17 protein-coding genes and 1 tRNA gene are annotated in these 25305 nt (G+C 71.4%); 8 read left to right on the top strand and 10 right to left on the bottom strand.

From position 1 onward, the window contains the following. From HEK131_RS07820 to HEK131_RS07810, 3 genes are read left to right on the top strand one after another with little or no spacing between them, the layout of a single operon-like run. Nucleotides 1–1842: a branched-chain amino acid ABC transporter permease gene (locus HEK131_RS07820; RefSeq protein WP_244334189.1), complete on the top strand. Its 1842-nt coding sequence runs from the start codon at nucleotides 1–3 to the stop codon at nucleotides 1840–1842. A 5-nt stretch (nucleotides 1843–1847) separates the two neighbouring features. Further along, nucleotides 1848–2738, top strand: a complete 891-nt coding sequence (locus tag HEK131_RS07815; protein WP_161147930.1) for an ABC transporter ATP-binding protein — start codon at nucleotides 1848–1850, stop codon at nucleotides 2736–2738. Then, nucleotides 2735–3451, top strand: a complete 717-nt coding sequence (locus tag HEK131_RS07810; RefSeq protein WP_161147929.1) for an ABC transporter ATP-binding protein — start codon at nucleotides 2735–2737, stop codon at nucleotides 3449–3451. The genes HEK131_RS07815 and HEK131_RS07810 overlap by 4 nt, the downstream gene beginning before the upstream one ends. 68 nt (nucleotides 3452–3519) lie before the next feature. Here the strand turns inward: HEK131_RS07810 and HEK131_RS07805 are convergent, their stop codons facing one another. Beyond that, nucleotides 3520–4176, bottom strand: coding sequence for an ANTAR domain-containing response regulator (locus HEK131_RS07805; RefSeq protein ID WP_217462652.1), 657 nt, complete (start codon nucleotides 4174–4176; stop codon nucleotides 3520–3522). Between the two features lie 100 nt (nucleotides 4177–4276). Here HEK131_RS07805 and HEK131_RS07800 point away from each other — a divergent pair. After that, nucleotides 4277–4351 (top strand) — tRNA-Leu (locus tag HEK131_RS07800). A gap of 106 nt (nucleotides 4352–4457) precedes the next feature. Then, the gene (locus HEK131_RS07795) at nucleotides 4458–5213 is read left to right on the top strand and encodes a helix-turn-helix domain-containing protein (protein WP_244334188.1); all 756 of its coding nucleotides are present in this window, start codon (nucleotides 4458–4460) and stop codon (nucleotides 5211–5213) included. A 4-nt stretch (nucleotides 5214–5217) separates the two neighbouring features. Here HEK131_RS07795 and pyk read toward each other — a convergent pair whose 3' ends face one another. Further along, nucleotides 5218–6654, bottom strand: a complete 1437-nt coding sequence (gene pyk / locus HEK131_RS07790) for a pyruvate kinase (protein ID WP_244334187.1) — start codon at nucleotides 6652–6654, stop codon at nucleotides 5218–5220. Between the two features lie 159 nt (nucleotides 6655–6813). Then, nucleotides 6814–7500 (bottom strand): SIMPL domain-containing protein, encoded by a 687-nt coding sequence (locus tag HEK131_RS07785; protein WP_217462655.1) that lies wholly within the window; start codon nucleotides 7498–7500, stop codon nucleotides 6814–6816. Nucleotides 7501–7650: 150 nt separating this feature from the next. On the opposite strand from HEK131_RS07785, the gene HEK131_RS07780 reads away from it, so the two are divergent. After that, a complete protein-coding gene (locus tag HEK131_RS07780) occupies nucleotides 7651–9462 on the top strand; it encodes a bifunctional metallophosphatase/5'-nucleotidase (RefSeq protein WP_244334186.1) in 1812 nt (603 codons plus the stop codon). A 20-nt stretch (nucleotides 9463–9482) separates the two neighbouring features. Here HEK131_RS07780 and HEK131_RS07775 read toward each other — a convergent pair whose 3' ends face one another. From HEK131_RS07775 to HEK131_RS07760, 4 genes are all read right to left on the bottom strand, one after another. Next, nucleotides 9483–10907, bottom strand: coding sequence for a lysine N(6)-hydroxylase/L-ornithine N(5)-oxygenase family protein (locus HEK131_RS07775; protein ID WP_244334185.1), 1425 nt, complete (start codon nucleotides 10905–10907; stop codon nucleotides 9483–9485). Continuing rightward, nucleotides 10904–12262, bottom strand: coding sequence for a pyridoxal phosphate-dependent decarboxylase family protein (locus tag HEK131_RS07770; RefSeq protein WP_244334184.1), 1359 nt, complete (start codon nucleotides 12260–12262; stop codon nucleotides 10904–10906). Before HEK131_RS07770 ends, HEK131_RS07775 begins: the two co-directional genes overlap by 4 nt. 221 nt (nucleotides 12263–12483) lie before the next feature. Next, nucleotides 12484–14964: an aminopeptidase N gene (gene pepN, locus HEK131_RS07765; protein ID WP_244334183.1), complete on the bottom strand. Its 2481-nt coding sequence runs from the start codon at nucleotides 14962–14964 to the stop codon at nucleotides 12484–12486. A 79-nt stretch (nucleotides 14965–15043) separates the two neighbouring features. Beyond that, nucleotides 15044–15391, bottom strand: coding sequence for a chorismate mutase (locus HEK131_RS07760; protein ID WP_217462660.1), 348 nt, complete (start codon nucleotides 15389–15391; stop codon nucleotides 15044–15046). Nucleotides 15392–15486: 95 nt separating this feature from the next. Here HEK131_RS07760 and HEK131_RS07755 point away from each other — a divergent pair, with 95 nt between their 5' ends. Next, entirely contained in the window at nucleotides 15487–16380 is an 894-nt protein-coding gene (locus HEK131_RS07755) for a hypothetical protein (RefSeq protein ID WP_244451964.1), read from the top strand. 6 nt (nucleotides 16381–16386) lie between these two features. Here the strand turns inward: HEK131_RS07755 and HEK131_RS07750 are convergent, their stop codons facing one another. Beyond that, complete coding sequence (locus HEK131_RS07750) at nucleotides 16387–17607, bottom strand: esterase/lipase family protein (protein ID WP_244334182.1); 1221 nt, start codon at nucleotides 17605–17607, stop codon at nucleotides 16387–16389. Between the two features lie 305 nt (nucleotides 17608–17912). Between HEK131_RS07750 and HEK131_RS07745 the strand changes: the two genes are divergently transcribed. Beyond that, complete coding sequence (locus HEK131_RS07745) at nucleotides 17913–18830, top strand: rhomboid family intramembrane serine protease (RefSeq protein ID WP_244334181.1); 918 nt, start codon at nucleotides 17913–17915, stop codon at nucleotides 18828–18830. Nucleotides 18831–18930: 100 nt separating this feature from the next. Here HEK131_RS07745 and HEK131_RS07740 read toward each other — a convergent pair whose 3' ends face one another. Continuing rightward, a complete protein-coding gene (locus HEK131_RS07740) occupies nucleotides 18931–20394 on the bottom strand; it encodes a glutamate synthase subunit beta (protein ID WP_217462663.1) in 1464 nt (487 codons plus the stop codon). Further along, the gene (gltB, locus tag HEK131_RS07735; RefSeq protein WP_244334180.1) at nucleotides 20387–24982 is read right to left on the bottom strand and encodes a glutamate synthase large subunit; all 4596 of its coding nucleotides are present in this window, start codon (nucleotides 24980–24982) and stop codon (nucleotides 20387–20389) included. The genes HEK131_RS07740 and gltB overlap by 8 nt, the downstream gene beginning before the upstream one ends. Nucleotides 24983–25305 lie beyond the last annotated feature (323 nt).

Raw genomic sequence — 25305 nt, 5'->3', positions numbered from 1 at the left:
ATGACCACACAGACCACCGCACCCGGCACCCCGGAGACCCCCGAGACCCCGGCCGCCGGCGCCCCCGCCGCCACCGGACTGATCGGCCTGCCGGCCGGCCTCGGCCGGGCCCTCGCCACCGGCGGCGGCGCCCTGGCCGTCGTCTCCGCCTTCCTCGCCTGGACCTGGACCGCCGCCTTCCCCGGCGACCTCACCGTCTACGGCTACCCCGGCGGACTCCAGGTCCTCGTCCTCATCGGCGGCCTCCTCACCACCCTGTTCGGCCTCGCCTCCTACGGCGTCAAGGGCCTGAAACTCCTCACCCCCGGCAACGCCGACAGCGCCCTCAAGCTCGCCGCGCTCGGCACCTTCGCCACCGCCTGGTACACCGTCATCGCCATCAGCGCCACGCTCGGCGGCGTCGTCAATCTCGAACCCGGCGGCTACGTCGCCGCGCTGGCCACCCTGGCCGCCCTGCTCGGCGCCCTCTCGCTGCCCTACCAGCGGCCCGAGCCCGACCCGGTGGACCCCGACGACACCGGCTGGGAAGCCTTCCGGCACCGCACCCGGCAGAACTGGACCGACTTCAAGGCCGCCTTCGCCGCCGAACCCCCCGCCCCCGGCCGCACCCTGCCCGCCTGGGCGGAGATCCTCGTCATCACCGGCGTCATGGCCCTCGGCCTGCTGGTCTTCACCTACGGCATCGGCACCGAGTACGACGAACTCTTCATCGGCTTCCTCATCACCGCCGGATTCGGCTTCGCCGCCGTCGCCAAGGCCGGACTCGTGGCCCGGATCTCGGCGATCACCACGCGACACCGCACCGTCACCATGACCGGCGCCTTCGTCGCCGCCGCCGCCTTCCCCTTCACCCAGTCCGACGACCAGTACGCCACCATCGGCGTCTACATCCTCATCTTCGCCACCGTCGCCCTCGGCCTGAACATCGTCGTCGGCCTCGCCGGCCTGCTCGACCTCGGCTACGTCGCGTTCCTCGGCGTCGGCGCCTACACCGCCGCCCTCGTCTCCGGCTCGCCCTCCTCGCCGCTGCACGTGCACTGGCCCTTCTGGGCCTCCGCCCTGCTCGGCGCGGCCGTCGCCATGATCTTCGGCGTCCTCATCGGCGCCCCCACCCTCCGCCTGCGCGGCGACTACCTCGCCATCGTCACCCTCGGCTTCGGCGAGATCTTCCGCATCACCGTCCTCAACATGGACGGCACCTCCGGACCCGACGTCACCAACGGCTCCAACGGCATCTCCTCGGTCCCCAACCTCGACATCCTCGGCTTCGACTTCGGCCAGGAACACCAGTTGTTCGGCGCCACCGTCGGCCGCTTCGCCAACTACTTCCTGCTGATGCTCCTGATCACCCTCATCGTGGTCATCGTCTTCCGGCGCAGCAGCGACTCCCGCATCGGCCGCGCCTGGATCGCCATCCGCGAGGACGAGACCGCCGCGCTCGCCATGGGCATCAACGGCTTCCGGGTCAAGCTCATCGCCTTCGCGCTCGGCGCCGCCCTCGCCGGACTCGCCGGCTCCGTCCAGGCCCACGTCACCTACACCGTGACCCCGGAGCAGTACCAGTTCGCCCACGTCGTCCCGCCCAACTCGGCCTTCCTGCTGGCCGCCGTCGTCCTCGGCGGCATGGGCACCATCTCCGGCCCCCTCGTCGGCGCCTCGCTGCTCTACCTGATCCCGGCCAAGCTCCAGTTCATGGGCGAGTACCAGCTCTTCGCCTTCGGTGTCGCGCTCGTCCTGCTGATGCGCTTCCGCCCCGAGGGCCTCATCCCCAACCGGCGCCGCCAACTCGAGTTCCACGAGGACGCCCCGGCGCCCGCCGTCCTCAGCAAGGCAGGGGCCTGACCACCATGACCACCGACACCACCACCAAGGACACCGCACCCGGCACCACCCCCGGCGAGACGGTCCTCGACGCCCGCGGCGTCACCATGCGCTTCGGCGGCCTCACCGCCGTCCGCGACGTGGACCTCACCGTCAACAGCGGCGAGATCGTCGGCCTCATCGGCCCCAACGGCGCCGGAAAGACCACCTTCTTCAACTGCCTCACCGGCCTCTACGTCCCCACCGAGGGCGAAGTCCGCTACAAGGGCACCGTCCTGCCGCCCAAGTCCTTCAAGGTCACCGCGGCCGGCATCGCCCGCACCTTCCAGAACATCCGGCTCTTCGCCAACATGACCGTCCTGGAGAACGTCCTCGTCGGCCGCCACACCCGCACCAAGGAAGGGCTCTGGTCCGCCCTGCTGCGCGGCCCCGGCTTCCACAAGGCCGAAGCCGCCTCCCGCGCCCGCGCCATGGAACTCCTCGCCTTCGTCGGCCTGGACGCCAAGGCCGAACACCTCGCCCGCAACCTCCCCTACGGCGAACAGCGCAAGCTGGAGATCGCCCGCGCGCTGGCCAGCGAGCCCGGACTGCTGCTCCTGGACGAGCCGACGGCCGGCATGAACCCGCAGGAGACCCGCGCCACCGAGGAACTGGTCTTCGCCATCCGCGACCAGGGCATCGCCGTCCTCGTCATCGAGCACGACATGCGCTTCATCTTCAACCTGTGCGACCGCGTCGCCGTCCTCGTCCAGGGCCAGAAGCTCATCGAGGGCGACAGCGCCACCGTCCAGGGCGACGAGCGCGTCGTCGCCGCCTACCTCGGTGAGCCCTTCGAGGACGCCCCCGGCGCCGAGGAGGCCGCCGAGGTGGAGGCGGCCGAGGCGCAGGCCGGCACCACGAAGGAGAACGACCGATGACCGCACTGCTCGAAGTCGAGGACCTGCGGGTCGCCTACGGCAAGATCGAGGCCGTCAAGGGCATCTCGTTCAAGGTCGAGGCCGGCGAGGTCGTCACCCTCATCGGCACCAACGGCGCGGGCAAGACCACCACGCTGCGCACCCTGTCCGGGCTGCTCAAGCCGGTCGGCGGACAGATCCGCTTCAACGGCAGGTCGCTGAAGAAGGTCCCCGCCCACCAGGTGGTCTCCCTCGGGCTCGCCCACTCCCCCGAGGGGCGGCACATCTTCCCGCGCATGACCATCGAGGACAACCTGCGCCTCGGTGCCTTCCTGCGCAACGACAAGCCCGGCATCGAGAAGGACATCCAGCGCGCCTACGACCTCTTCCCCATCCTCGGGGAGCGCAGGAAGCAGGCCGCGGGCACCCTCTCCGGCGGTGAGCAGCAGATGCTGGCGATGGGGCGGGCGCTGATGTCCCAGCCGCAGCTCCTCATGCTGGACGAGCCGTCCATGGGCCTGTCGCCGATCATGATGCAGAAGATCATGGCGACGATCGCCGAGCTGAAGGCGAGCGGTACGACGATCCTGCTGGTCGAGCAGAACGCCCAGGCGGCGCTCTCGCTCGCCGACCACGGACACGTCATGGAGGTCGGCAGCATCGTGCTCTCCGGCACCGGGCGGGACCTCCTGACCGACGAGTCGGTACGCAAGGCGTACCTCGGCGAGGACTGAGCGCGCGTACGCGAAGGCCCGCGTCCCTCCGGCTCGGGGGGCGCGGGCCTTCTCTTCGTCCTGGCTGGTCAGCCCTTCTTGGCCGACTTCTTCTCCTGGTCGTCCGAGATGACCGCCTCCGCGACCTGCTGCATCGACATGCGGCGGTCCATCGAGGTCTTCTGGATCCAGCGGAAGGCGGCGGGCTCGCTCAGGCCGTACTCGGTCTGCAGGATCGACTTCGCGCGGTCGACCAGCTTGCGGGTCTCCAGGCGCAGGCTGAGGTCGGCGACCTCCTGCTCCAGTTGCTTCAGCTCGGTGAAGCGGGAGACGGCCATCTCGATGGCCGGGACCACGTCGGTCTTGCTGAACGGCTTCACCAGGTAGGCCATGGCGCCGGCGTCGCGGGCCCGCTCCACGAGGTCGCGCTGTGAGAAGGCGGTGAGCATCAGGACCGGGGCGATGGACTCCTCGGCGATCTTCTCGGCCGCGGAGATGCCGTCCATCTTCGGCATCTTCACGTCCAGGATCACCAGGTCCGGCTTGTGCTCGCGAGCCAGCTCCACCGCCTGCTCACCGTCCCCGGCCTCACCGACGACCGTGTACCCTTCCTCCTCCAGCATCTCCTTGAGGTCGAGCCGGATCAGCGCCTCGTCCTCGGCGATGACGACCCGGGTCGTCAGCGGGGGCACATGCGACTTGTCGTCGTCGGACACGTCTGCGGGCTGGGGCGACTCGGCGGTCACGGGGGGTCTCCGTTCAGGGCAGGGGTGCTGCTGACAAGAGCCTACCTAGCTACGGTATGGTGGACGCGCGGAGGGTCAAGGGAAGCCTTGGAATCTGCGAGCCCCGGTAGCCCAATTGGCAGCAGGCAATGGATTCAAAACCCATACAGTGTCGGTTCGAATCCGACTCGGGGCACTTTTCCTTCGAATCGAAGGAATGACTCGGCAAGCGGATGCTCACGTTCTCGTGAACATCCGCTTTTCTGCATACGCGCACGTCACGGCTCCTGCACATTGGCCGCGTGTACGACATGGACACCCGCGAGCGGGTACTCGCGCTGGTGGCGCAGAACCGCAGCCTGAACTCCGTGAGCCGGGAGACCGGAATCTCCCGCGCGGCCATCCGCTCCTGGCAGATGCGAAGCGCTCCCCTGCGCCCCACCGACTGCCCCCGCTGCCAGAACGTGCCGGGGCCGCCCCGGAATCCGGCCGCCTACGCCTACCTGCTGGGGCTCTACCTCGGTGACGGCTGCGTCAGCCCGATGAAGCGCGGCGTCCACTCGCTCCGTATCGCCTGTGCCGACGCGTGGCCGGGACTGATGGACGCCTGCGCCGAGGCCATGCGGGCCGTGATGCCGGGCAACAAGGTCTGCCGGACGCGGCAGCAAGGCTGCCGACAGGTCACCTCGTGCAGCAAGCACTGGCCCTGCCTCTTCCCGCAGCACGGCCCGGGTAAGAAACACGAGCGGTCGATCGTGCTGGAGCCCTGGCAGCGGGAGATCGTCGACGCCCACCCCTGGGAGTTCGTCCGGGGCCTCATCCACTCCGACGGCTGCCGGGTCACCAATTGGACGACCCGGACCGTGGGCGGTGAGCCGAGGCGCTACGAGTATCCGCGGTACTTCTTCACCAACGTGTCCGAGGACATCATCGGGCTCTTCACCGGCGCCCTGGACCGGGTCGGCGTCGAGTGGCGTAGGGCCAACCGGCGGAACATCTCCGTCGCCCGCAAAGCCTCCGTAGCCCTCATGGACACCCACGTAGGCCCCAAGCACTGACCCCCTACCTCGGGCTGTCGTCCTCCGCGATGTGGTGGACGCGGACCATGTTGGTGGTGCCGGTGACGCCGGGTGGGGAGCCGGCGGTGATGACGACGACGTCGCCCTTCTCGCAGCGGCCGTACTTCAGCAGCAGCTCGTCCACCTGGTCGACCATCGCGTCGGTGGAGTCGACGTGCGGTCCGAGGAAGGTCTCCACGCCCCAGGAGAGGCTGAGCTGGGAGCGGGTGGCGGGCTCGGGGGTGAAGGCGAGGACGGGGATGGGTGAGCGGTAGCGGGAGAGGCGGCGGGCGGTGTCGCCGGACTGGGTGAAGGCGACGAGGAAGCGCGCCCCGAGGAAGTCGCCCATCTCGGCGGCGGCCCGCGCGACGGCACCCCCCTGCGTGCGGGGCTTGTTCCGCTCGGTCAGCGGCGGCAGCCCCTTGGCCAGCATCTCCTCCTCCGCCGCCGCGACGATCTTCGCCATGGTGCGCACGGCCTCGACGGCGTACCGCCCCACGCTGGTCTCGCCGGACAGCATCACCGCGTCCGCGCCGTCGAGCACCGCGTTGGCCACGTCGGAGGCTTCGGCGCGGGTCGGCCGGGCGCTGTCGATCATCGAGTCGAGCATCTGGGTGGCGACGATGACCGGCTTGGCGTTGCGCTTGGCCAGCTTGACGGCGCGTTTCTGCACGATCGGCACCTGCTCCAGCGGCATCTCCACGCCGAGGTCGCCGCGGGCGACCATCAGCCCGTCGAAGGCGGCGACGACGTCCTCGATGTTCTCGACGGCCTGCGGCTTCTCCACCTTGGCGACGACGGGCACCCGGCGCCCCTCCTCGGCCATGATCCGGTGCACCTCGGCGGCGTCGCGGCCGCTGCGGACGAAGGAGAGGGCGACGACGTCGAAGCCGGTGCGCAGCGCCCAGCGCAGGTCGTCCCGGTCCTTCTTGGAGAGGGCGGGGACGGAGACGGCGACGCCGGGGAGGTTGAGTCCCTTGTGGTCGGAGATCATGCCGCCCTCCAGCACGCGGGTGCGCACGCGGGGGCCGTCGACGCCGGTGACCTCCAGGCAGACCCGGCCGTCGTCGACGAGGACGCGTTCGCCGGGGCGGACGTCCTCGGCGAGGCCTGCGTAGGAGGTGCCGCACCGGTGGCGGTCGCCCTCGACGCCCTCTTCGACGGTGATGGTGAAGATGTCGTCGCGTTCGAGGAGTACGGGTCCTTCGGCGAACGTGCCGAGCCGGATCTTCGGACCTTGAAGATCGGCGAGCATTCCGACGCTGCGGCCGGTCTCGTCGGCGGCTTTCCGAACGCGCTGGTATCGCGCCTCGTGTTCGGCTTGGGTGCCGTGACTGAGATTGAACCGGGCGACGTCCATTCCGGCCTCGACCAGTGCCTTGATCTGGTCGTACGAGTCGGTGGCGGGCCCCAGGGTGCAGACGATCTTTGCTCGGCGCATGGGTCGAGCCTATGGCTTACCGGCGGGTAGAGAATTCGGGCTCCATGGCCACTCAACGACCCTTGGGGAAAGGCTTATTGACAAGTGTTGAATTGTGCGATGACCCGCTCCTATGAGCGATGTTTTCCGCGCGATATTTATTCGGATCAAGGGATTTATTCAAAGCCTGGGCGGTACCAGGGTGAAGCGCGCGGTGACCTGGGCGGAGACCCACAATTGCGCGGGCTGGAGATCGAAGGGCCCGGCGGATTCGGCCACCTCGGCCGCGCGGCGGGCGGAGCGGCCGAAGGCGGAGACGTTGCGGGGCCGGTCGGCGCCGGTGTCGGCCAGTTCGGTCAGGGCGGCGAGGGAGGTGCCGAGGGCGTCGGCGTACTCGCGGGCGCGCCGGAGGGCGTCGGCGACGGCGCGGCGGCGGGCCTCGGCGTGGACCGGGGAGTCGGGGCGCAGGGACCACCAGGGGCCGTCGAGCTCGGTCAGCTCGGACTCGGCGAGACGGGCGGTGAGTTCGCCGAGGACGGTGAAGTCGGTGATCTCGGCGTCGATGCGGACGATCCCCTGGTGGCTGCGGACCCGCTCGCCCCGGCCGCGTTCGCTGAGCTCGGGGGTGACGCTCAGGGCGCCGGTGGTGAGGTCGGGCACCGCTTCGCCGTAGGACCTCAGGAGGTCGAGGGCGGCGGTGTTGCGGCGGGTGAGGTCGTCGAGGGTGGTGCGGCGGTCGCGGCCCCGGGCGGTGACGGTGACGCCGATGCGGGCGATCTCGGCCTCGGCCTGGAACTCGGCCTCGCCCCGGACGGCGAGGAGGGGGGCGTCGGGGGTGCCGTACGCGGGGGTCGCCTCAGGGGTCATACGTCCCACTGTGTCATGTGTCCGGCGCGCCGGCGGGGGGAGTTGACGGGAATCGGTCACCGGATCGCAACCTGGGGGGTCTGTTGCGACCTGTCATGGTCGGGCCACAATCTACGCGCGTTGTCGACCCCTTGCCGAGGAGACCGAGAGATGCCGTTCGACCGCCGGAAGTTCCTGAAGCAGTCCGCCGTGACCGGGGCGGGCGTGGCGATCGCGGGCGGGGCGGGAGCCCCGGCGGCCCAGGCGGCCGAGACCGCCGCAGGTGGCCACGGGCACCGGGAGAAGCGGTACGCGCTGACCGTGATGGGCACCACCGACCTGCACGGGCACGTCTTCAACTGGGACTACTTCAAGAACGCGGACTACTCCGACGCGGCGGGCAACGCCCAGGGTCTGGCCCGGATCTCGACGCTGGTGAACCAGGTCCGCGCGGAGAAGGGCCGCCACAACACCCTGCTGCTGGACGCGGGCGACACGATCCAGGGCACCCCGCTGACGTACTACTACGCCAAGGTGGACCCGATCACCGCCGAGGGCGGGCCGGTGCACCCGATGGCGAAGGCGATGAACGCGATCGGGTACGACGCGGCGGCGCTGGGCAACCACGAGTTCAACTACGGCATCGAGACCCTGCGCCGCTTCGAGCACCAGCTCGACTTCCCGCTGCTGGGCGCGAACGCGGTGGACGCCAAGACGCTGAAGCCGGCGTTCGCGCCGTACTACATGAAGCGGTTCCATGTGCCGGGTGCCCCGCCGGTGAAGGTCGCGGTGCTGGGCCTGACCAACCCCGGCATCGCCATCTGGGACAAGGCGTACGTGCAGGGCAAGCTGGCCTTCGAGGGTCTTGAGGAGCAGGCCGCGAAGTGGGTGCCGAAGCTCAGGTCGATGGGCGCGGACATCGTGGTGGTCTCGGCGCACTCGGGCACGTCGGGCACGTCGTCCTACGGCGACCAGGTGCCGTACGTGGAGAACGCGGCGGCGAACGTGGCGCGGCAGGTGCCGGGGATCGACGCGATCCTGGTCGGGCACGCGCACCAGGAGATCCCGGAGCTGCGGGTCGTGAACGAGAAGTCGGGGAGGACGGTCGTGCTGTCGGAGCCGCTGTGCTTCGCGGAGCGGCTGACCCTGTTCGACTTCGAGCTGGTCTTCACGCGGGGCCGCTGGCAGGTGGAGTCGGTGAAGGCGTCGCTGAAGGACTCGCGGACGGTGGCGGACGACCCGAAGATCACCAAGCTGCTCTCGAAGGAGCACGCGAAGGTGGTGGCGTACGTCAACCAGGTGGTCGGCCGGGCGACCGAGACGCTGACCACGGTGGAGGCGCGGTACAAGGACGCCCCGATCATCGACCTGATCACCAAGGTGCAGGAGGACGTGGTCAAGGCCGCGCTGGCGGGCACCGAGTACGCGTCGCTGCCGGTGCTGGCGCAGGCGTCGCCGTTCTCCCGGACGAGCCAGATCCCGGCGGGCGACGTGACCATCCGGGACCTGTCGGGTCTGTACGTCTACGACAACACCCTGGTGGCGAAGCTGATGACGGGTGCGCAGGTGCGGGCGTACCTGGAGTACTCGGCGCAGTACTACGCGCAGACGGCGCCGGGCGCGCCGGTGGACGTGGACAAGCTGACGAACGCGGGCGACCGCCCCGACTACAACTACGACTACGTGTCGGGGCTGTCGTACGACATCGACATCGCGCAGCCCGCCGGGTCGCGGATCAGGAACCTGTCCTTCGGCGGGGCTCCGCTGGACGACGCGGCGCGGTTCGTGTTCGCGGTGAACAACTACCGGGCGAACGGCGGCGGCGCGTTCCCGCATGTGGCGTCGGCGAAGGAGCTGTGGTCGGAGTCGACGGAGATCCGGACCCGGATCGCGGAGTGGGTGACCGCGAAGGGTGTGCTGGACCCGAAGGACTTCGCGTCGGTGGACTGGAAGCTGACGCGGAACGGGACGCCGGTGTTCTAGTACGTCTTCCAGTACGTGTTCTAGTACGCCGGTCCGGGTGAAGCCCCGGTGACGGTGCGGGCCGGTCCGGTCGCGCCGTCACCGGGGCTTCGGCGTTGCGGGTGGAGGCCGAAGGTGGTGAAGGCGGTCCGGCCGGGGAGCGGGTACTGCTCCTTGCCGGTCAGGGAGTTGAGGATGGTGGCGCTGCGCCAGGCGGCGAGGCCGAGGTCGGGGGCGCCGACGCCGTGGGTGTGGAGTTCGGCGTTCTGGACGTAGACCGCGCCGCCGACGGCGGGGGCGAGGGAGAGCCGGAAGTCCTCGCCGATCAGGGGTCGTCCGGCGCCGTCGCGGCGCAGGTGGGGGTCGAGTCCGGCGAGGATGCCGTCGAGGGGGCGCATCCGGTAGCCGGTGGCGAGGACGACGGCGTCGGTGGTGAGGCGGGTGCGGGTGCCCTGGTCGAGGTGTTCGAGGTGGAGCTCGACCTGTCCGGCGCCGAGGCGTCCGGCGGTGCGGACGTGGACGCCGGGGGTGAGGACGGCGTCGGGCCAGCCGCCGTGCAGGGTGCGCCGGTACAGCTCGTCGTGGATGGCGGCGAGGGTGCCGGCGTCGACGCCCTTGTGGAGCTGCCATTGGGCGGCGACGAGCCGGTCGCGCACGGGCTCGGCGAGGGCGTGGAAGTAGCGGGTGTGGTCGGGCGTGAAGTGTTCCAGGCCGAGCTTGGAGTACTCCATGGGGGCGAAGGCCGCGGTGCGGCCGATCCAGTGCAGGCGCTCGCGGCCGGCGGGGCGGTGGCGGAGCAGGTCGAGGAAGACCTCGGCGCCGGACTGTCCCGAGCCGACGACGGTGACGTGCCCGGCGGCGAGCAGGGCCTCGCGGTGGGCGAGGTAGTCGGCGGCGTGCAGGACGGGGACGCCGGGGGCGGCGGCGAGGGGGCGCAGCGGTTCGGGGACGTGGGGGGCGGTGCCGACGCCGAGGACGATGTTGCGGGTGCGGGTGCGGCCGAGGGCTTCGGCGTGGCCGTCGGCGTCGAGCTGGGTGAAGTCGACCTCGAACACCTCGCGCCGGGGGTTCCAGCGGACGGCGTCGACCTGGTGGCGGAAGCGGAGTCCGGGGAGCCGGCCGGAGACCCAGCGGCAGTAGGCGTCGTATTCGGCGCGCTGGATGTGGAAGTGCTCGGCGAAGTAGAAGGGGAAGAGGCGGTCGCGGGTGCGGAGGTAGTTGAGGAAGCTCCAGGGGCTGGTGGGGTCGGCGAGGGTCACCAGGTCGGCGAGGTAGGGGACCTGGAGGGTGGCGCCGTCGATGAGGAGGCCGGGGTGCCAGTCGAAGCCGGGGCGCTGTTCGTAGAAGACGGCGTCGAGTTCGGCGAGGGGCGCCGCGAGGGCGGCCAGGGAGAGGTTGCAGGGGCCGATGCCGATGCCGACGAGGTCGCGGGGGGACTCGGGCTCCTGGCGTGGGGGGTGGCTCATGCGGGGGTGTTTCCTTCGGCGAGTTTCAGGAGGTGGGCCAGGTCGTCGGGCCTGGTGTGGGGGTTGAGGAGGGTGGCCTTGAGCCAGAGGCGGCCGTCGGCGCGGGCCCGGCCGAGGACGGCGCGGCCCTCGTGCAGCAGGGTGCGGCGGACGGCGGCGACGGCGTCGTCGCTCGCGTGGGCGGGCCGGAACAGCACGGTGGCGAGGGTGGGCCGGTCGTACAGTTCGAGGCCGGGGTGTGCCTCGATGCGGTCGGCGAAGTCCTGGGCGAGGGTGAGGACTTGGTCGATGAGGTCGGCGAGGCCGGTGCGGCCGAGGGTGCGCAGGGTGACCGCGGCCTTGAGGATGTCGGGGCGGCGGGTGGTGCGGGTGGAGCGGCCGAGGAGGTCGGGGAGGCCGGCCTCGGTGTCGTCGCCCGCGTTGAGGTAGTCGGCGCGCTGGTGGAGGGCGTCGAGTTCGGTGGCGTCGGCGACGGCGAGGAAGCCGGTGGCGACGGGCTGCCAGCCGAGTTTGTGCAGGTCGAGGGCGACGGTGTGGGCGGCGTCGAGTCCGGTGAGCAGGGCGCGGTGGCGGTCGCTGAGGGCGAGGGCGCCGCCGTAGGCCGCGTCGATGTGCAGCCGGGTGCGGTGGGCGGCGCAGCGGGCGGCGATCTCGGGGAGCGGGTCGATGAGCCCGGCGTCGGTGGTGCCCGCGGTGGCGGCGACGAGGAGGGGGCCGGTCAGCTCGGTGAGGGCGGCGTCGAGCGCGGCGGGGTCCAGGGTGCCGTTCGGTGCGGGGAGGACGACGGGGTCGGGCAGGCCGAGGAGCCAGGCGGCGCGGGGCAGGGAGTGGTGGGCGGCGGCCGAGCAGACCAGGCGGAGGTTGGCGCCGTGGGCCTCGCGGGCGAGCAGCAGGGCGAGTTGGTTGGCCTCGGTGCCGCCGGTGGTGACGACGGCGTCGGCGAGGCCGATGCGGGCGGCGAGGGCGGCGGTGACGCGGGCTTCGAGGGCGGAGGCGGCGGGTGCCTGGTCCCAGGAGTCCAGCGAGGGGTTCAGCGCGCTGACGGCCAGGTCGGCGGCGGTGGCGACGGCGAGCGGCGGGCAGTGCAGGTGGGCGGCGCAGAGCGGGTCGGCGGGGTCGGCGGCACCCGCTGCGAGGGTGTGGACGAGGGCGCGCAGGGCGTCGGGATCGCCGTGCTCGGGGAGCACCTCGCCGAGGGCTTGGGCGACGCGGGCGGCGACGGCGTCGGGCCCACCGGCGGGCAGCGGTCCGCCGCGCGCGGCCGTACCGGTGGCGAGGGCGTCGAGGACGGTGTCCAGGAGCGGGCGCAGGGCGTCCGGGCCGTGGGGTCCTGAGGCGAGGGGCGGGGTGCTCATGGGCTCTCCTGCGGGGCGGGGACACACAGGGCTCTCAGGGTTCGGGAGCCGGGTGTCCGCGCTGCACAACGAGCGGGAGCGGGAAATGGGTACTGCCGTACGGGGAAAACGCGTTGGAGCGGTCGTTCCTGTTCGAGAAGTGCGGGAAGGGGCACGCGCGTGCCGGGCGGAGTGGCTGGGCCCCGGGGCCCTGCGGCACTCCGCCCGGCGACGAAGGTGGGCTACTCCCCCCGCACCCGCAACGCCCGTGCCAGGTCGTCCAGTTCGTCCGCGAGCTTGCGGCGCAGCGCGGGTACCGGGTCGGCGTCGCGCAGGCATGCCTGTCCCAGGGCCAGGTTCTCGGCGTCGACGGCGTGGTGCGGGAAGGCCCAGGCGCCGGCGGCGGTGGCGATGGCGGGGCCGCGCCGGGCGGACACCGCGACCGCGTCCTGGTAGTAGCGGGGCACGTACTCGCGGACGAGGTCGGCCTGTTCGGGCTGCCAGAAGCCCTGGGCGGTGGCCTTGAACAGGTAGTTGGAGAGGTCGTCGGTGGCGAACATCGACTCCCAGGCCCGCCGCTTGGCCTCCGGGTCGGGCAGGGCGGCGCGGCAGCGGGCGGCACCTTCCTGTCCGTTGGCGGAGGGGTCGCGCTCGAGTTCGGCGGCGATGGCGGCCTCGTCGGTGGCGCCGAGCACGGCGAGCCGGCCGAGGATGCGCCAGCGCAGCTCGGGGTCGAGTTCGGGTCCGCCGGGCACGGTGCCGTCGGCGAGCCAGGCGGCGATGGTCTCGGGGTGCGCGGCGACGTCGATGAAGTGCCGTACGGCGACCAGGCGCAGGCCGGGGTTGTCGCCGTCCTCGGTGCGGCGCAGCAGGTCGCGGCAGAGGGAGCCGAGGGTGGCGAGCGCGGCGGGCCGCTGCTCGGGGGTGAGGTAGCGGTCGGCGATGTGGGTGCCCGCGAAGGCCAGGACGCCCTGGACGAGGGCGAGGTCGGTCTCCAGCGGGAGGTGGGCGCGGGCGGTGTCCAGGTAGGCGGTGGGCGGGAGTTCGCCGTCGCGTACGGCGTCGCGCAGGGCGTTCCAGACGACGGCGCGGGTGAGCGGGTCGGGCAGGCCCGACAGGCTGGTGCGCAGGGTCTCGAAGGACTCGGGGTCGAAGCGGACCTTGGCGTAGGTGAGGTCGCCGTCGTTGAGGAGGAGCAGCGCGGGCCGCTTGCCGAGGGGCTGGGGTGCGGCCTGCGGGATGTCGAGGCCGACGCGTTCGCGCAGGGTGAGGCGGCCCTCTTCGGTGAGGTCGTGGTCGTAGAGGCCGGCGGTGACGCGGTGCGGGCGGCTGCCGTCGTGTTCGACGGTGAGGGTGCGGGTGCCCTCGGTGGTGGTGAGCACGGGGGTGAGCTTGTCGACGCCGGTGGTGCGCAGCCAGGCGTCGGCCCAGGCGGGTACGTCGCGTTCGGTGGCGGAGGCGAGGGAGTCGATGAAGTCGGCGAGGGCGGCGTTGCCGAACTTGTGCCGTTCGAAGTGGACGTTGATGCCGGCGAGGAAGTCCTTCTCGCCGAGCCAGGCGACGAGCTGGCGCAGGGCGGAGGCACCCTTGGCGTAGGAGATGCCGTCGAAGTTGAGGAGGGCTGCGGCCGTGTCGTCGACGGACTCGGGGGCGACGGGGTGGGTGGAGGGGCGCTGGTCGGCGTCGTAGCCCCAGGACTTGCGGGTGACGCCGAACTCGACCCAGGGCTGGGTGAAGCGGGTGGCTTCCAGGGTGGTCTGGTAGCCCATGTACTCGGCGAAGGACTCGTTCAGCCAGATGTCGTCCCACCACCTGAGGGTGACGAGGTCGCCGAACCACATGTGGGCCATCTCGTGGGCGATGACCATGGCGCGGGTCTGCCGCTCGGTGTCGGTGACGGCGGAGCGGAAGACGAACTCGTCGCGGAAGGTGACGAGTCCGGGGTTCTCCATGGCGCCGGCGTTGAACTCGGGGACGAACGCCTGGTCGTAGGAGTCGAAGGGGTAGGGCTCCTCGAACTTCTCGTGGTACCGGTCGTACAGGGCGCGGGTGATGTCCAGGATCTCGTCCGCGTCGGCGTCGAGGTGGGGGGCGAGCGAGCGGCGGCAGTGGATGCCGAAGGGCAGGCCGCGGTGCTCGGTGCGCACGGAGTGCCAGGGGCCGGCGGCGACGGCGACGAGGTAGGTGGAGATGAGCGGGGTGGTGGCGGCGCGCCAGCGGCCCTCGCCGAGGTGCTCGGTGATGCCGTTGGCGAGCACCTGCCAGCCCTCGGGGGCGGTGACGCTCACGTCGAAGACGGACTTGAGGTCGGGCTGGTCGAAGGCGGCGAAGACGCGTTGGACGTCGTCGAGGAAGAGCTGGGTGTAGACGTAGGTCTCGCCGTCGGTGGGGTCGGTGAAGCGGTGCATGCCCTCGCCGGTGCGGGAGTAGCGCATGGCGGCGTCGACGGTGAGCTCGTGCTCGCCCGCCGTGAGGTTCTTCAGCGGCAGCCGGTTGCCGTCGAGGGCGTGCGGGTCCAGGGGCTGTCCGTCGAGGGTGACGGCGCGCAGCTCGGCGGGCTTCAGCTCGACGAAGGTGTCCCCGTCCGTCCGCGCGGTGAACCGGATCGCGGTGCGGGAGCCGAAGGTCTCGTCACCGGTGGTGAGGTCGAGATCGACGGTGTAGCGGTGGACGTCGAGGAACTCTGCTCGGGCTTGCGCTTCGTCGCGCGTCAGTACGGACATGGATGCCATGCTGCCCGATCGGGTCGGCGGCGGACAGGGGCGGATTCCGTACACGGCTTTTGTCCGCCGCGCGCCCGGCTCACCCCGGTCCGGGGCGGGAGTGCGCGGTGTCCTCGGCGATGCGCTCGTGGTGCCGGATGACCTCGGCGACGATGAAGTTGAGGAACTTCTCGGCGAAGGCGGGGTCGAGGCGGGCGTCCTCGGCGAGGCTGCGCAGCCGCTCGATCTGGCGGGACTCGCGGCCGGGGTCGGCGGGCGGCAGGTGGTGGCGGGCCTTGAGGCGGCCGACCTGCTGGGTGGCCTTGAAGCGTTCGGCCAGCATGTGGACGACGGCCGCGTCGATGTTGTCGATGCTGGCCCGCAGCCGCTCCAGTTCCTCGCGGGCCTCGGGGTCGACGTCACCGGTGCCGGTGTTGCTGATGGTCATGGGCGTCAACCCTACGGGGCGCGGGGCGGTGGCGTTCGCGGTGGGCGGTTCTACAGTGGGAGGGGGTGTTCCGGGCGACCTTCGGGGGTGCGGGCGTGGCGGCAGGCGGACCGGTGGAGCACGGCTTCCCGCACCTCGCGACGGTGCGTGCGGCGGTCACGGCGCTGTACCGGCGCCTGTCGTACGAGGGGCTGCGGACCTTCGCGGCGAGCGTGGCCCCGGTCGACGTGGCGTTCGGCGACGGCGACGATCTGCATCTGGGCGCCCAGCGGGTGGCACGGGAGCTGGTGCGGCACTTCCGGCTGCCGGACGCGCGGCTGGTCGTCTGCTTCCGGGAGATGCGGCACGCGGCCGATGTCGAACTGGCGGCGGGCCCCGAGTACTTCGTGGAGCTGAACGACCGGTTCCGCACCCATCGCCGGGACATCGGCGCGGCCCTGGCGCACGAGGTGGCCCATGTGTATCTGCACCGGCTGGGTCTTACGTTCCCGACGACGGCGGAGAACGAGATCCTGACCGACACGGTGACCACGTATCTGGGCGCGGGCTGGCTGCTGCTGGACGCCTACCGCGAGCACGGCGAGGCGTCGCAGAAGCTGGGCTATCTCACCCCGGAGGAGTTCGGCTACGTGCTGGCGAAGCGGGCCGCGCTGTTCGGGGAGGACCCTGCGGTGTGGTTCACCAGCCCGCAGGCGTACACGGCGTACGTGACGGGGCGGGAGCGGGCGCGGGAGGACGAGCGGCGGGCGCCGCTGACGGGTGCGGGCTGGTCGGCCCGCCGCCGTTACGCCCACGACCGGCGCGACATGGGCCGGCACGACACCGCCCGGCCCCGTCCGGATTCCCCCTACGAGTTCACCCCGGACGGGGCGGGCCTGAAAGTGTCCTTCCCGTGCCCGGTGTGCCATCAGCGCATCCGGGTCCCGGTCCGGGGCCGGGTCAGGGCCCGCTGCGGGTTGTGCCGGACGGTGCTGGAGTGCGACACCTGAGCCCGGTCAGTCGGTCAGGCGCTCGATGAGCCAGGTGCCCAGTTCCTCGGTGACGGCGGTGTGGGAGGTCGTCGTGGCGGAGCAGATGAAGTCGTCGACGTCGCTGTCCTGCGGGGACAGGGAGTCGACGGCGGTGTAGAGGTCCTTCTGCTCGTCCAGGTCACGGACGGCGACCGCGCTGACCGAGGGCACGAAGCAGATCTCCTCGTGCCGCAGGTCGATCTGGGCGCCGGCCTTCTTCAGCGCGTCGGCGAGGATGCCGTAGGAGCGCAGGGTGCCGCCGGGGGCGCCGTCCAGCTCGGGGAAGCCGCTGGTGGTGACGGTCTTCTCGGCCTTGGGGAAGCGGCGCTTCAGCTCGGCGACCGTGACGTCCCGGCCCTGGGCCTGGGCGTAGAAGGCGGTGCCGGGGTAGATCCGCTCGGTCTTGAGGACGGTCTCGCCGGGCGGGACGGCGATGCCGGTGCCGTCGCCGCGGCCGTTGGCGAGGGCCAGGGTGCGGGGGCGGCGCGGCCAGCCGCCGAGTTCCTCCAGGGCCTGGAGGAACTCGGTGCGCTCCGGGGCGATGCCGCTCTCGCCGGTCATCGGGTCGTAGTGGCGCCAGAGCATCTGGCGGGCGGCGGGGCTGTTCATCTGCCGGGCGAAGGGGTTCGGCAGGGGGATGAAGTGCGAGAACGCCTGGAGGCCGACGGGGATGTAGGCGCCGCGGTGCGGGGTGTCGTAGGAGAAGTACAGGCTGGTGCGGTGGTCGATGTGCTCCTGCTCCATCCTGGCCAGCGCGTAGCGGGTGATCAGGCCACCCATGCTGAACCCGCCCACCGTGAGCGGCGCGTCGCCGAGTTGCTCGGCGATGGTCCGCAGGACGGCGGCGGTCACGGTGCGGGCGTTGTCGAGGATCGACGCGCTGCGCTCCTTGAAGCCGATGAGGATGACGTCCCGGCCCCGGCGGCGCACCTCGCTCAGCAGCGGGAAGTCGCGGTCGAGTCCCGCGTACAGCCAGTCGAGGTCGCTCTTGCCGAGGTTGAAGCCGTCGGCCATGAGCACGGGCCGGACGATGCCCTGGTTGCCCGTCCCGTGGTAGACGCGGGCGAAGCCGTTCGGCAGGTCCCACGTGGCGTCCGGCTCCGGGACCGGGTACGGGAGCGCGGTCGGGGGCGTGGTGCTCAGCGGGCCGGCGAGGGTGAATTCGCCGGCGCTCTGCTCCGCCTTCTCGTTCTGCTGGTCGGACACAGTCGTCTCCTCCCGAAACCGCGCACGGCGCAGCAGCCCGTCTGAGCTGGGCTGGAGGGCTGCGCATGGCGCGGAGTCGGGATCATCATGGGCGCGGCCGCGACCGCGCGGGCCATGCCCCGGCCGTCGCTTCATTCCTACGAGTGCGCCACGGCCGGGAGGTGACGCGCTGTCGGGAAATCGGCTGATCAAAGGCGGGGGCGGCTCCGCGACCGGCCACCGGGTTCGCTATTTTGTTCGCCGCCGTCCCCACCGGCTCGCCCTGTCTCCCCTTCCTCTCCCCCCCTTCCTCGAAGGAGCCGGCCGTGACCGCCGAGTCCGCCGTGACCACGTGCTTCCGTCATCCCAAGGTGGAGTCGCACGTCCGCTGCACCCGCTGCGACCGCTACATCTGCCCGGACTGCATGCGCGAGGCGGCCGTGGGCCACCAGTGCGTGGAGTGCGTGCAGGAGGGTGCCCGCTCGATACGGCGGGCACGGACCGCGTTCGGCGGCCGGATCAGCACGTTTCCACTTCTGACGTGGGTGCTGGTGGCGCTGAACGCACTCGCCTATCTCGCCGAGCTGGCCCGGCCCTCGGTGGTGGACCGGTTCGGGATGCTGGGCGCGGGCCTGGTCGGACCGGACGGCGGGCACTACCTGTGGCAGTACCCGTACGACTCGGTGCTGACCCCGGAGGGGGTGGCCGGCGGGCAGTGGGAGCGGCTGCTGACCGGGGCGTTCCTGCACATGCCGCCGGACGACGGGATCGGGGTGGTGCACATCGTGCTGAACATGGTGGCGCTGGTGAACGTCGGCCGGGTGGTGGAGACCCAGCTCGGCCGGGCCCGCTATCTCGCGCTGTACCTGCTCTCGGCGCTCGGCGGCTCGGTCCTGGTCCTGCTGATCGCGCCGGACGCGCCGACGGTGGGCGCCTCGGGCGCGGTGTTCGGCCTGGGCGCGGCGTACTGGGTGATGGGGCGGCGCCTGGGCTACGACATGCGGGCGGTCAACCAGTACATGACGGGCCTGCTGATCTGGCTGGTCATCTCGGCGTTCATGACCTCCTGGGAGGCGCATCTGGGCGGCCTGCTCGCGGGCGCCGTGGTGACGCTGGCCTTCGCCTACGCCCCGCGCGGCGACCGCCGCACCCTGATCCAGTGGGCCGCGTGCGCGGGACTGGCAGTGCTGCTGCTGGGGCTGGCGGCGGTGAAGGTGGCCACGCTCACCAGCGGCACCTACTGACAAGGCGGCGGCGCCTGCCCGGGCGTCCGGTCGGGGACTGTCGGGCAGGCGCCGTCTGATGTTCCGTACGCCCTTGTACGGCACACCGGGTTTGTGTGGGTCAGACCGCCAGGGCGCGGTCGGTCGGGCGGATCGGGGCGGGCAGGTCGCTGGCCCCGGTCAGGTGGCGGTCCACGCCGCGGGCGGCGGAACGGCCCTCGGCGATGGCCCACACGATCAGGGACTGGCCGCGGCCGGCGTCACCGGCGACGAACACGCCGGGCACGTTGGTCCGGAAGTCGGCGTCGCGGGCGATGTTACCGCGTTCGTCCAGCTCCAGGCCGAACTGGTCGACCAGGCCGTTCTCCCGGTCGGTGCCGGTGAAGCCCATGGCGAGGGTCACCAGTTGGGCCGGGATCTTCCGCTCGCTGCCGGGCTTGGGGGTCAGCTTGCCCTCGATGAACTCGACCTCGGCCAGGTGCAGCCACTGGACGTTGCCGTCCTCGTCGCCCTCGAAGTGGGTGGTGGAGACGGCGTAGACCCGCTCGCCGCCCTCCTCGTGGGCGCTGGTGACCTTGTACAGCATGGGGAAGGTCGGCCAGGGCTGGTTCACCGGGTGCCGCTCGTCGTTCGGACGGGGCATGATCTCCAGCTGGGTGACGGAGGCGGCGCCCTGGCGGTGGGCGGTGCCCACGCAGTCGGCGCCGGTGTCGCCGCCGCCGATGACGACGACGTGCTTGCCCTCGGCCGTGATCGGCGGGGCCACGTAGTCGCCCTCCTGGACCTTGTTGGACAGCGGCAGGTACTCCATCGCCTGGTGGATGCCGGTCAGTTCGCGGCCGGGGACGGGGAGATCACGGGCGGTGGTGGAACCGGCGGCGATGACGACCGCGTCGTACCGCTTCTTCAGGTCGCCGGCCTTCAGGTCGCGGCCGACCTCCACACCGGTGCGGAACCGGGTGCCCTCCGCGCGCATCTGCTCGATACGGCGGTTGATGTGCCGCTTCTCCATCTTGAACTCGGGGATGCCGTACCGCAGCAGGCCGCCGACGCGGTCGGCGCGCTCGTAGACGGCGACCGTGTGGCCGGCGCGGGTGAGCTGCTGGGCGGCGGCGAGTCCGGCCGGTCCTGAGCCGATGACCGCGACCGTCTTGCCGGACAGCCGCTCGGGGATGCGCGGGGCCACGTCCCCGGTCTCCCACGCCTGGTCGATGATGGAGACCTCGACGTTCTTGATGGTGACCGGCTGCTGGTTGATGCCGAGCACGCACGCCGACTCACAGGGCGCGGGGCAGAGCCGGCCGGTGAACTCGGGGAAGTTGTTGGTCGCGTGCAGCCGCTCGGAGGCGGCGGCCCAGTCCTGCCGGTAGGCGTAGTCGTTCCACTCCGGGATCAGGTTCCCGAGCGGACAGCCGTTGTGGCAGAACGGGATGCCGCAGTCCATGCACCGGCTGGCCTGCTTGCCGATGATCGGCAGCAGGGCGCCGGGGGCGTAGACCTCGTTCCAGTCCTTGACGCGCTCGTCGACGGGACGGGTCCGGGCGACCTCGCGGCCGTGGTTCAGGAAGCCCTTGGGATCAGCCATTGGTCGCCGCCTCCATCATCTTCTCGGTGATCTCGGTCTCGGAGAGACCGGCTCGCTCGGCGGCGTCCTTGGCGGCGAGCACTGCCTTGTACGTGCTGGGGATGATCCTGCTGAAGCGCGTGACGGACCGGTCCCAGTCCGCGAGCAGCTTCTCCGCGACCGTGGAGCCGGTCTCCTCGGCATGGCGGCGCACCACGTCGTGCAGCCAGGTGCGGTCGGCGTCGTCCAGCGGCTCGACCGCGCCGGCGTTGCCCGCGTTGACGTTGTCCGGGTCGAGGTCGATGACGTACGCGATGCCGCCGGACATGCCCGCCGCGAAGTTGCGGCCGGTCGGGCCGAGGACGACCGCGTGACCGCCGGTCATGTACTCGCAGCCGTGGTCGCCGACGCCCTCGGAGACCACCAGGGCCCCGGAGTTGCGGACGCAGAACCGCTCGCCGGTACGGCCGCGCAGGAACAGCTCGCCCCCGGTGGCGCCGTAGCCGATGGTGTTGCCGGCGATGGTGGAGTACTCGGCGAGGTGGTCGGCCGCCCGGTCGGGGCGGACCACGATCCGGCCGCCGGAGAGGCCCTTGCCGACGTAGTCGTTGGCGTCGCCCTCCAGGCGGAGCGTGACACCGCGCGGCAGGAAGGCGCCGAAGGACTGGCCGGCCGAGCCGGTGAAGGTGATGTCGACGGTGTCGTCGGGCAGGCCCGCGCCGCCGAACTTCCGGGTCACCTCGTGGCCGAGCATGGTGCCGACCGTGCGGTTGATGTTGCGGATGGCGACCTGGGCGCGCACCGGGTGCGCCTCGGTGGCGTCGGTGGCGGCGAGCGCGTCGGCGGCGAGCCTGATCAGCTCGTTGTCGAGCGCCTTCTCCAGTCCGTGGTCCTGGGAGACGACCTGGTGGCGGACCGCGCCCTCGGGCAGCTCGGGCACGTGGAACAGCGGTGCCAGGTCCAGGCCCTGGGCCTTGAAGTGGTCGACCGCGCGCTCCACGTCGAGCACCTCGGCGTGGCCGACGGCCTCCTCGATGGAGCGGAAGCCCAGCTCGGCGAGGAGTTCGCGGACCTCTTCGGCGATGAACCGGAAGAAGTTGACGACGTACTCGGCCTTGCCGTCGAAGCGCTCGCGCAGGACGGGGTTCTGGGTGGCGATGCCGACCGGGCAGGTGTCCAGGTGGCAGACGCGCATCATCACGCAGCCGGAGACCACCAGCGGGGCGGTGGCGAAGCCGAACTCCTCGGCGCCGAGCAGCGCGGCGATGACCACGTCACGGCCGGTCTTGAGCTGGCCGTCGGTCTGGACGACGATCCGGTCGCGCAGCCCGTTGAGCAGCAGGGTCTGCTGGGTCTCGGCGAGGCCGAGCTCCCAGGGGCCGCCCGCGTGCTTGAGCGAGGTGAGCGGGGAGGCGCCGGTGCCGCCGTCGTGGCCGGAGACCAGCACCACGTCGGCGTGCGCCTTGGACACGCCGGCCGCGACCGTGCCGACGCCGACCTCGGAGACCAGCTTCACGTGGATGCGGGCCGACGGGTTGGCGTTCTTCAGGTCGTGGATGAGCTGGGCGAGGTCCTCGATGGAGTAGATGTCGTGGTGCGGCGGCGGGGAGATCAGGCCGACGCCGGGCGTGGAGTGCCGGGTCTTGGCCACCCACGGGTAGACCTTGTGGCCGGGGAGCTGGCCGCCCTCGCCGGGCTTGGCACCCTGGGCCATCTTGATCTGGATGTCGTCCGCGTTGACCAGGTACTCGGAGGTGACGCCGAAGCGGCCGGAGGCGACCTGCTTGATGGCGCTGCGCCGGGCCGGGTCGTAGAGCCGCTCGGCGTCCTCGCCGCCCTCACCGGTGTTGGACTTGCCGCCCAACTGGTTCATGGCGATGGCGAGGGTCTCGTGCGCCTCCTGCGAGATGGAGCCGTACGACATGGCGCCGGTGGAGAAGCGCTTGACGATCTCGGAGACCGGCTCGACCTCGTCCACCGGGATGGGGGCGCGGCCGGAGTCGAAGCCGAACATGCCGCGCAGCGTCATCAGGCGCTCGGACTGCTCGTTCACCCGGTCGGTGTACTTCTTGAAGATGTCGAAGCGGCCCGAGCGGGTGGAGTGCTGGAGGCGGAAGACCGTCTCCGGGTCGAACAGGTGCGGCTCGCCCTCGCGGCGCCACTGGTACTCGCCGCCGATGTCCAGCGTGCGGTGCGCGGGCGCGATGCCGCTGGCGGGGTACGCCTTGGCGTGCCGGGCGGCGACCTCGCGGGCGACGACGTCGAGGCCGACGCCGCCGATCTTGGTGGTGGTGCCGACGAAGTACTTCTCCACGAAGGCGTCGTCCAGGCCGACGGCCTCGAAGACCTGGGCGCCCCGGTAGGAGGCCACGGTGGAGATGCCCATCTTGGACATCACCTTCAGCACGCCCTTGCCGAGGGCGTGGATGAGGTTGCGGATGGCCGCTTCCGGCTCCATGCCGGGCAGGAAGGTGCCCGCGCGGACCAGGTCCTCGACGGACTCCATCGCCAGGTAGGGGTTGACCGCGGCGGCGCCGTAGCCGATCAGCAGGGCGACGTGGTGGACCTCGCGCACGTCACCGGCCTCGACCAGCAGGCCGACGTGGGTGCGCTCCTTGGTGCGGATGAGGTGGTGGTGGACCGCGGCGGTGAGCAGCAGCGAGGGGATCGGCGCGTGCTCGGCGTCGGAGTGCCGGTCGGACAGGACGATCAGCCGGGCGCCGTTGTCGATGGCGGCGTCGGCCTCGGCGCAGATCTCCTCGATGCGCGCGGCCAGGGACTCGCCGCCGCCGGAGACCCGGTACAGGCCGGAGAGGGTGGCGGCCTTGAAGCCGGGCATGTCGCCGTCGGCGTTGATGTGGATGAGCTTGGCCAGCTCGTCGTTGTCGATGACCGGGAAGGGCAGCAGGACCGAGCGGCAGGAGGCCGCGGTCGGGTCGAGCAGGTTGCCCTGGGGGCCCAGCGAGCTGCGCAGGGAGGTGACCAGTTCCTCGCGGATGGCGTCCAGCGGCGGGTTGGTGACCTGGGCGAAGAGCTGGGTGAAGTAGTCGAAGAGCAGCCGGGGGCGCTCGGAGAGGGCCGCGATGGGGCTGTCGGTGCCCATGGAGCCGATCGGCTCGGCGCCGGCCTTGGCCATCGGGGCGAGGATGATCCGCAGCTCTTCCTCGGTGTAGCCGAAGGTCTGCTGACGGCGGGTGACGGAGGCGTGGGTGTGGACGATGTGCTCGCGCTCGGGCAGGTCGCCCAGCTCGATCTCGCCGGTCTCCATCCAGTCGCCGTAGGGCTGCTCGGTGGCGAGCTGCGCCTTGATCTCGTCGTCCTCGATGATGCGGTGCTCGGCGGTGTCCACCAGGAACATCCGGCCGGGCTGGAGCCGGCCCTTGCGGACCACCCTGGCGGGGTCGATGTCGAGGACGCCGACCTCGGAGCCGAGGACGACCAGGCCCTCGTCGGTGACCCAGTAGCGGCCGGGACGCAGGCCGTTGCGGTCGAGGACGGCGCCGACCTGGGTGCCGTCGGTGAAGGTGACGCAGGCGGGGCCGTCCCAGGGCTCCATCATCGTGGAGTGGAACTGGTAGAAGGCGCGCCGGGCCGGGTCCATGGAGTCGTGGTTCTCCCACGCCTCCGGGATCATCATCAGCACCGAGTGCGGCAGCGAGCGCCCGCCCAGGTGGAGCAGTTCCAGCACTTCGTCGAAGGACGCCGAGTCGGAGGCGTCCGGCGTACAGACCGGGAAGGTGCGGGCGAGGTTGTCGTCGGTGCCGAACAGGTCGGAGCCGAGCTGGGACTCGCGGGCGCGCATCCAGTTGCGGTTGCCCTTGACGGTGTTGATCTCACCGTTGTGGGCGACGAAGCGGTACGGGTGCGCCAGCGGCCACGACGGGAAGGTGTTCGTGGAGAAGCGGGAGTGCACCAGCGCGATCGCGGAGCCGAAGCGGCGGTCGGACAGGTCCGGGAAGAAGGGTTCGAGCTGGCCGGTGGTCAGCATGCCCTTGTAGACGATCGTCCGGGCGGACAGGGACGGGAAGTAGACCCCGGCCTCCCGCTCGGCGCGCTTGCGCACCACGAACGCCTTGCGGTCGAGAGCGATGCCCTCGCTGAACCCGTCGGCGACGAAGAGCTGACGGAAGGCCGGCATGGTCGAGCGGGCGGTCGCGCCGAGCAGCTCGGGGGCGACCGGGACCTCGCGCCAGCCGAGGACGGTGAGGCCCTCCTCGGCGGCGATCGTCTCGATACGTGAGACGACTTCGGCGGTGCCGTCCTCGGGCAGGAAGGCGATGCCGACGGCGTAGGAACCGGCGGCCGGAAGGTCGAATCCGGCCACCTCGCGGAAGAAGGCGTCGGGCACCTGGGAGAGGATGCCGGCGCCGTCCCCGGAGTCGGGTTCGGAGCCGGTCGCGCCGCGGTGTTCGAGATTGCGCAGTACGGTCAGCGCCTGCTCGACCAGCGCATGGCTCGCCTCACCGGTGAGGGTGGCCACGAAGCCGACGCCGCAGGCGTCGTGCTCGTCGCGGGGGTCGTACATGCCCTGCTTGGCAGGGCGGGCATCCATGAAGGACCAGGCGCGGTCGGTCACGGGATGCTGGGACGGCTGGCGCGTCGTACGCATCGGCTCTCCCGTCGTCGTCATGTGGCGTTTGGCAGGTGCCGAGGGACGACGCTGGCCCTCTGCGAGGTGCAAAATTTCGTGCAGGTTACATGATGGAACGCTTGTCGGGAACCGGATACTCCGTTCCACCATGCGGACGCCACAGGGAGGCGCGGCGGGGTGCCGTGGGGTACGGCGGGCGCCGCTCCGGGCGGCTGGAAAAGCGGGGTTCACAGCAAGTTCGAGCGGGGTTTCGCGAGTGGGCCGGACGGGTGGCGACCGGGCGGATCGGCACCGGGCGGCCCCGGGGGCGGCCGGGCGTCGTCGCCCGTCCCGCGAAGTGC

It is taken from the genome of Streptomyces seoulensis (genome assembly GCF_022846655.1).
In the GTDB taxonomy this organism is placed as follows: domain Bacteria; phylum Actinomycetota; class Actinomycetes; order Streptomycetales; family Streptomycetaceae; genus Streptomyces.
This window is presented reverse-complemented; position numbering and strand designations above follow the sequence as displayed.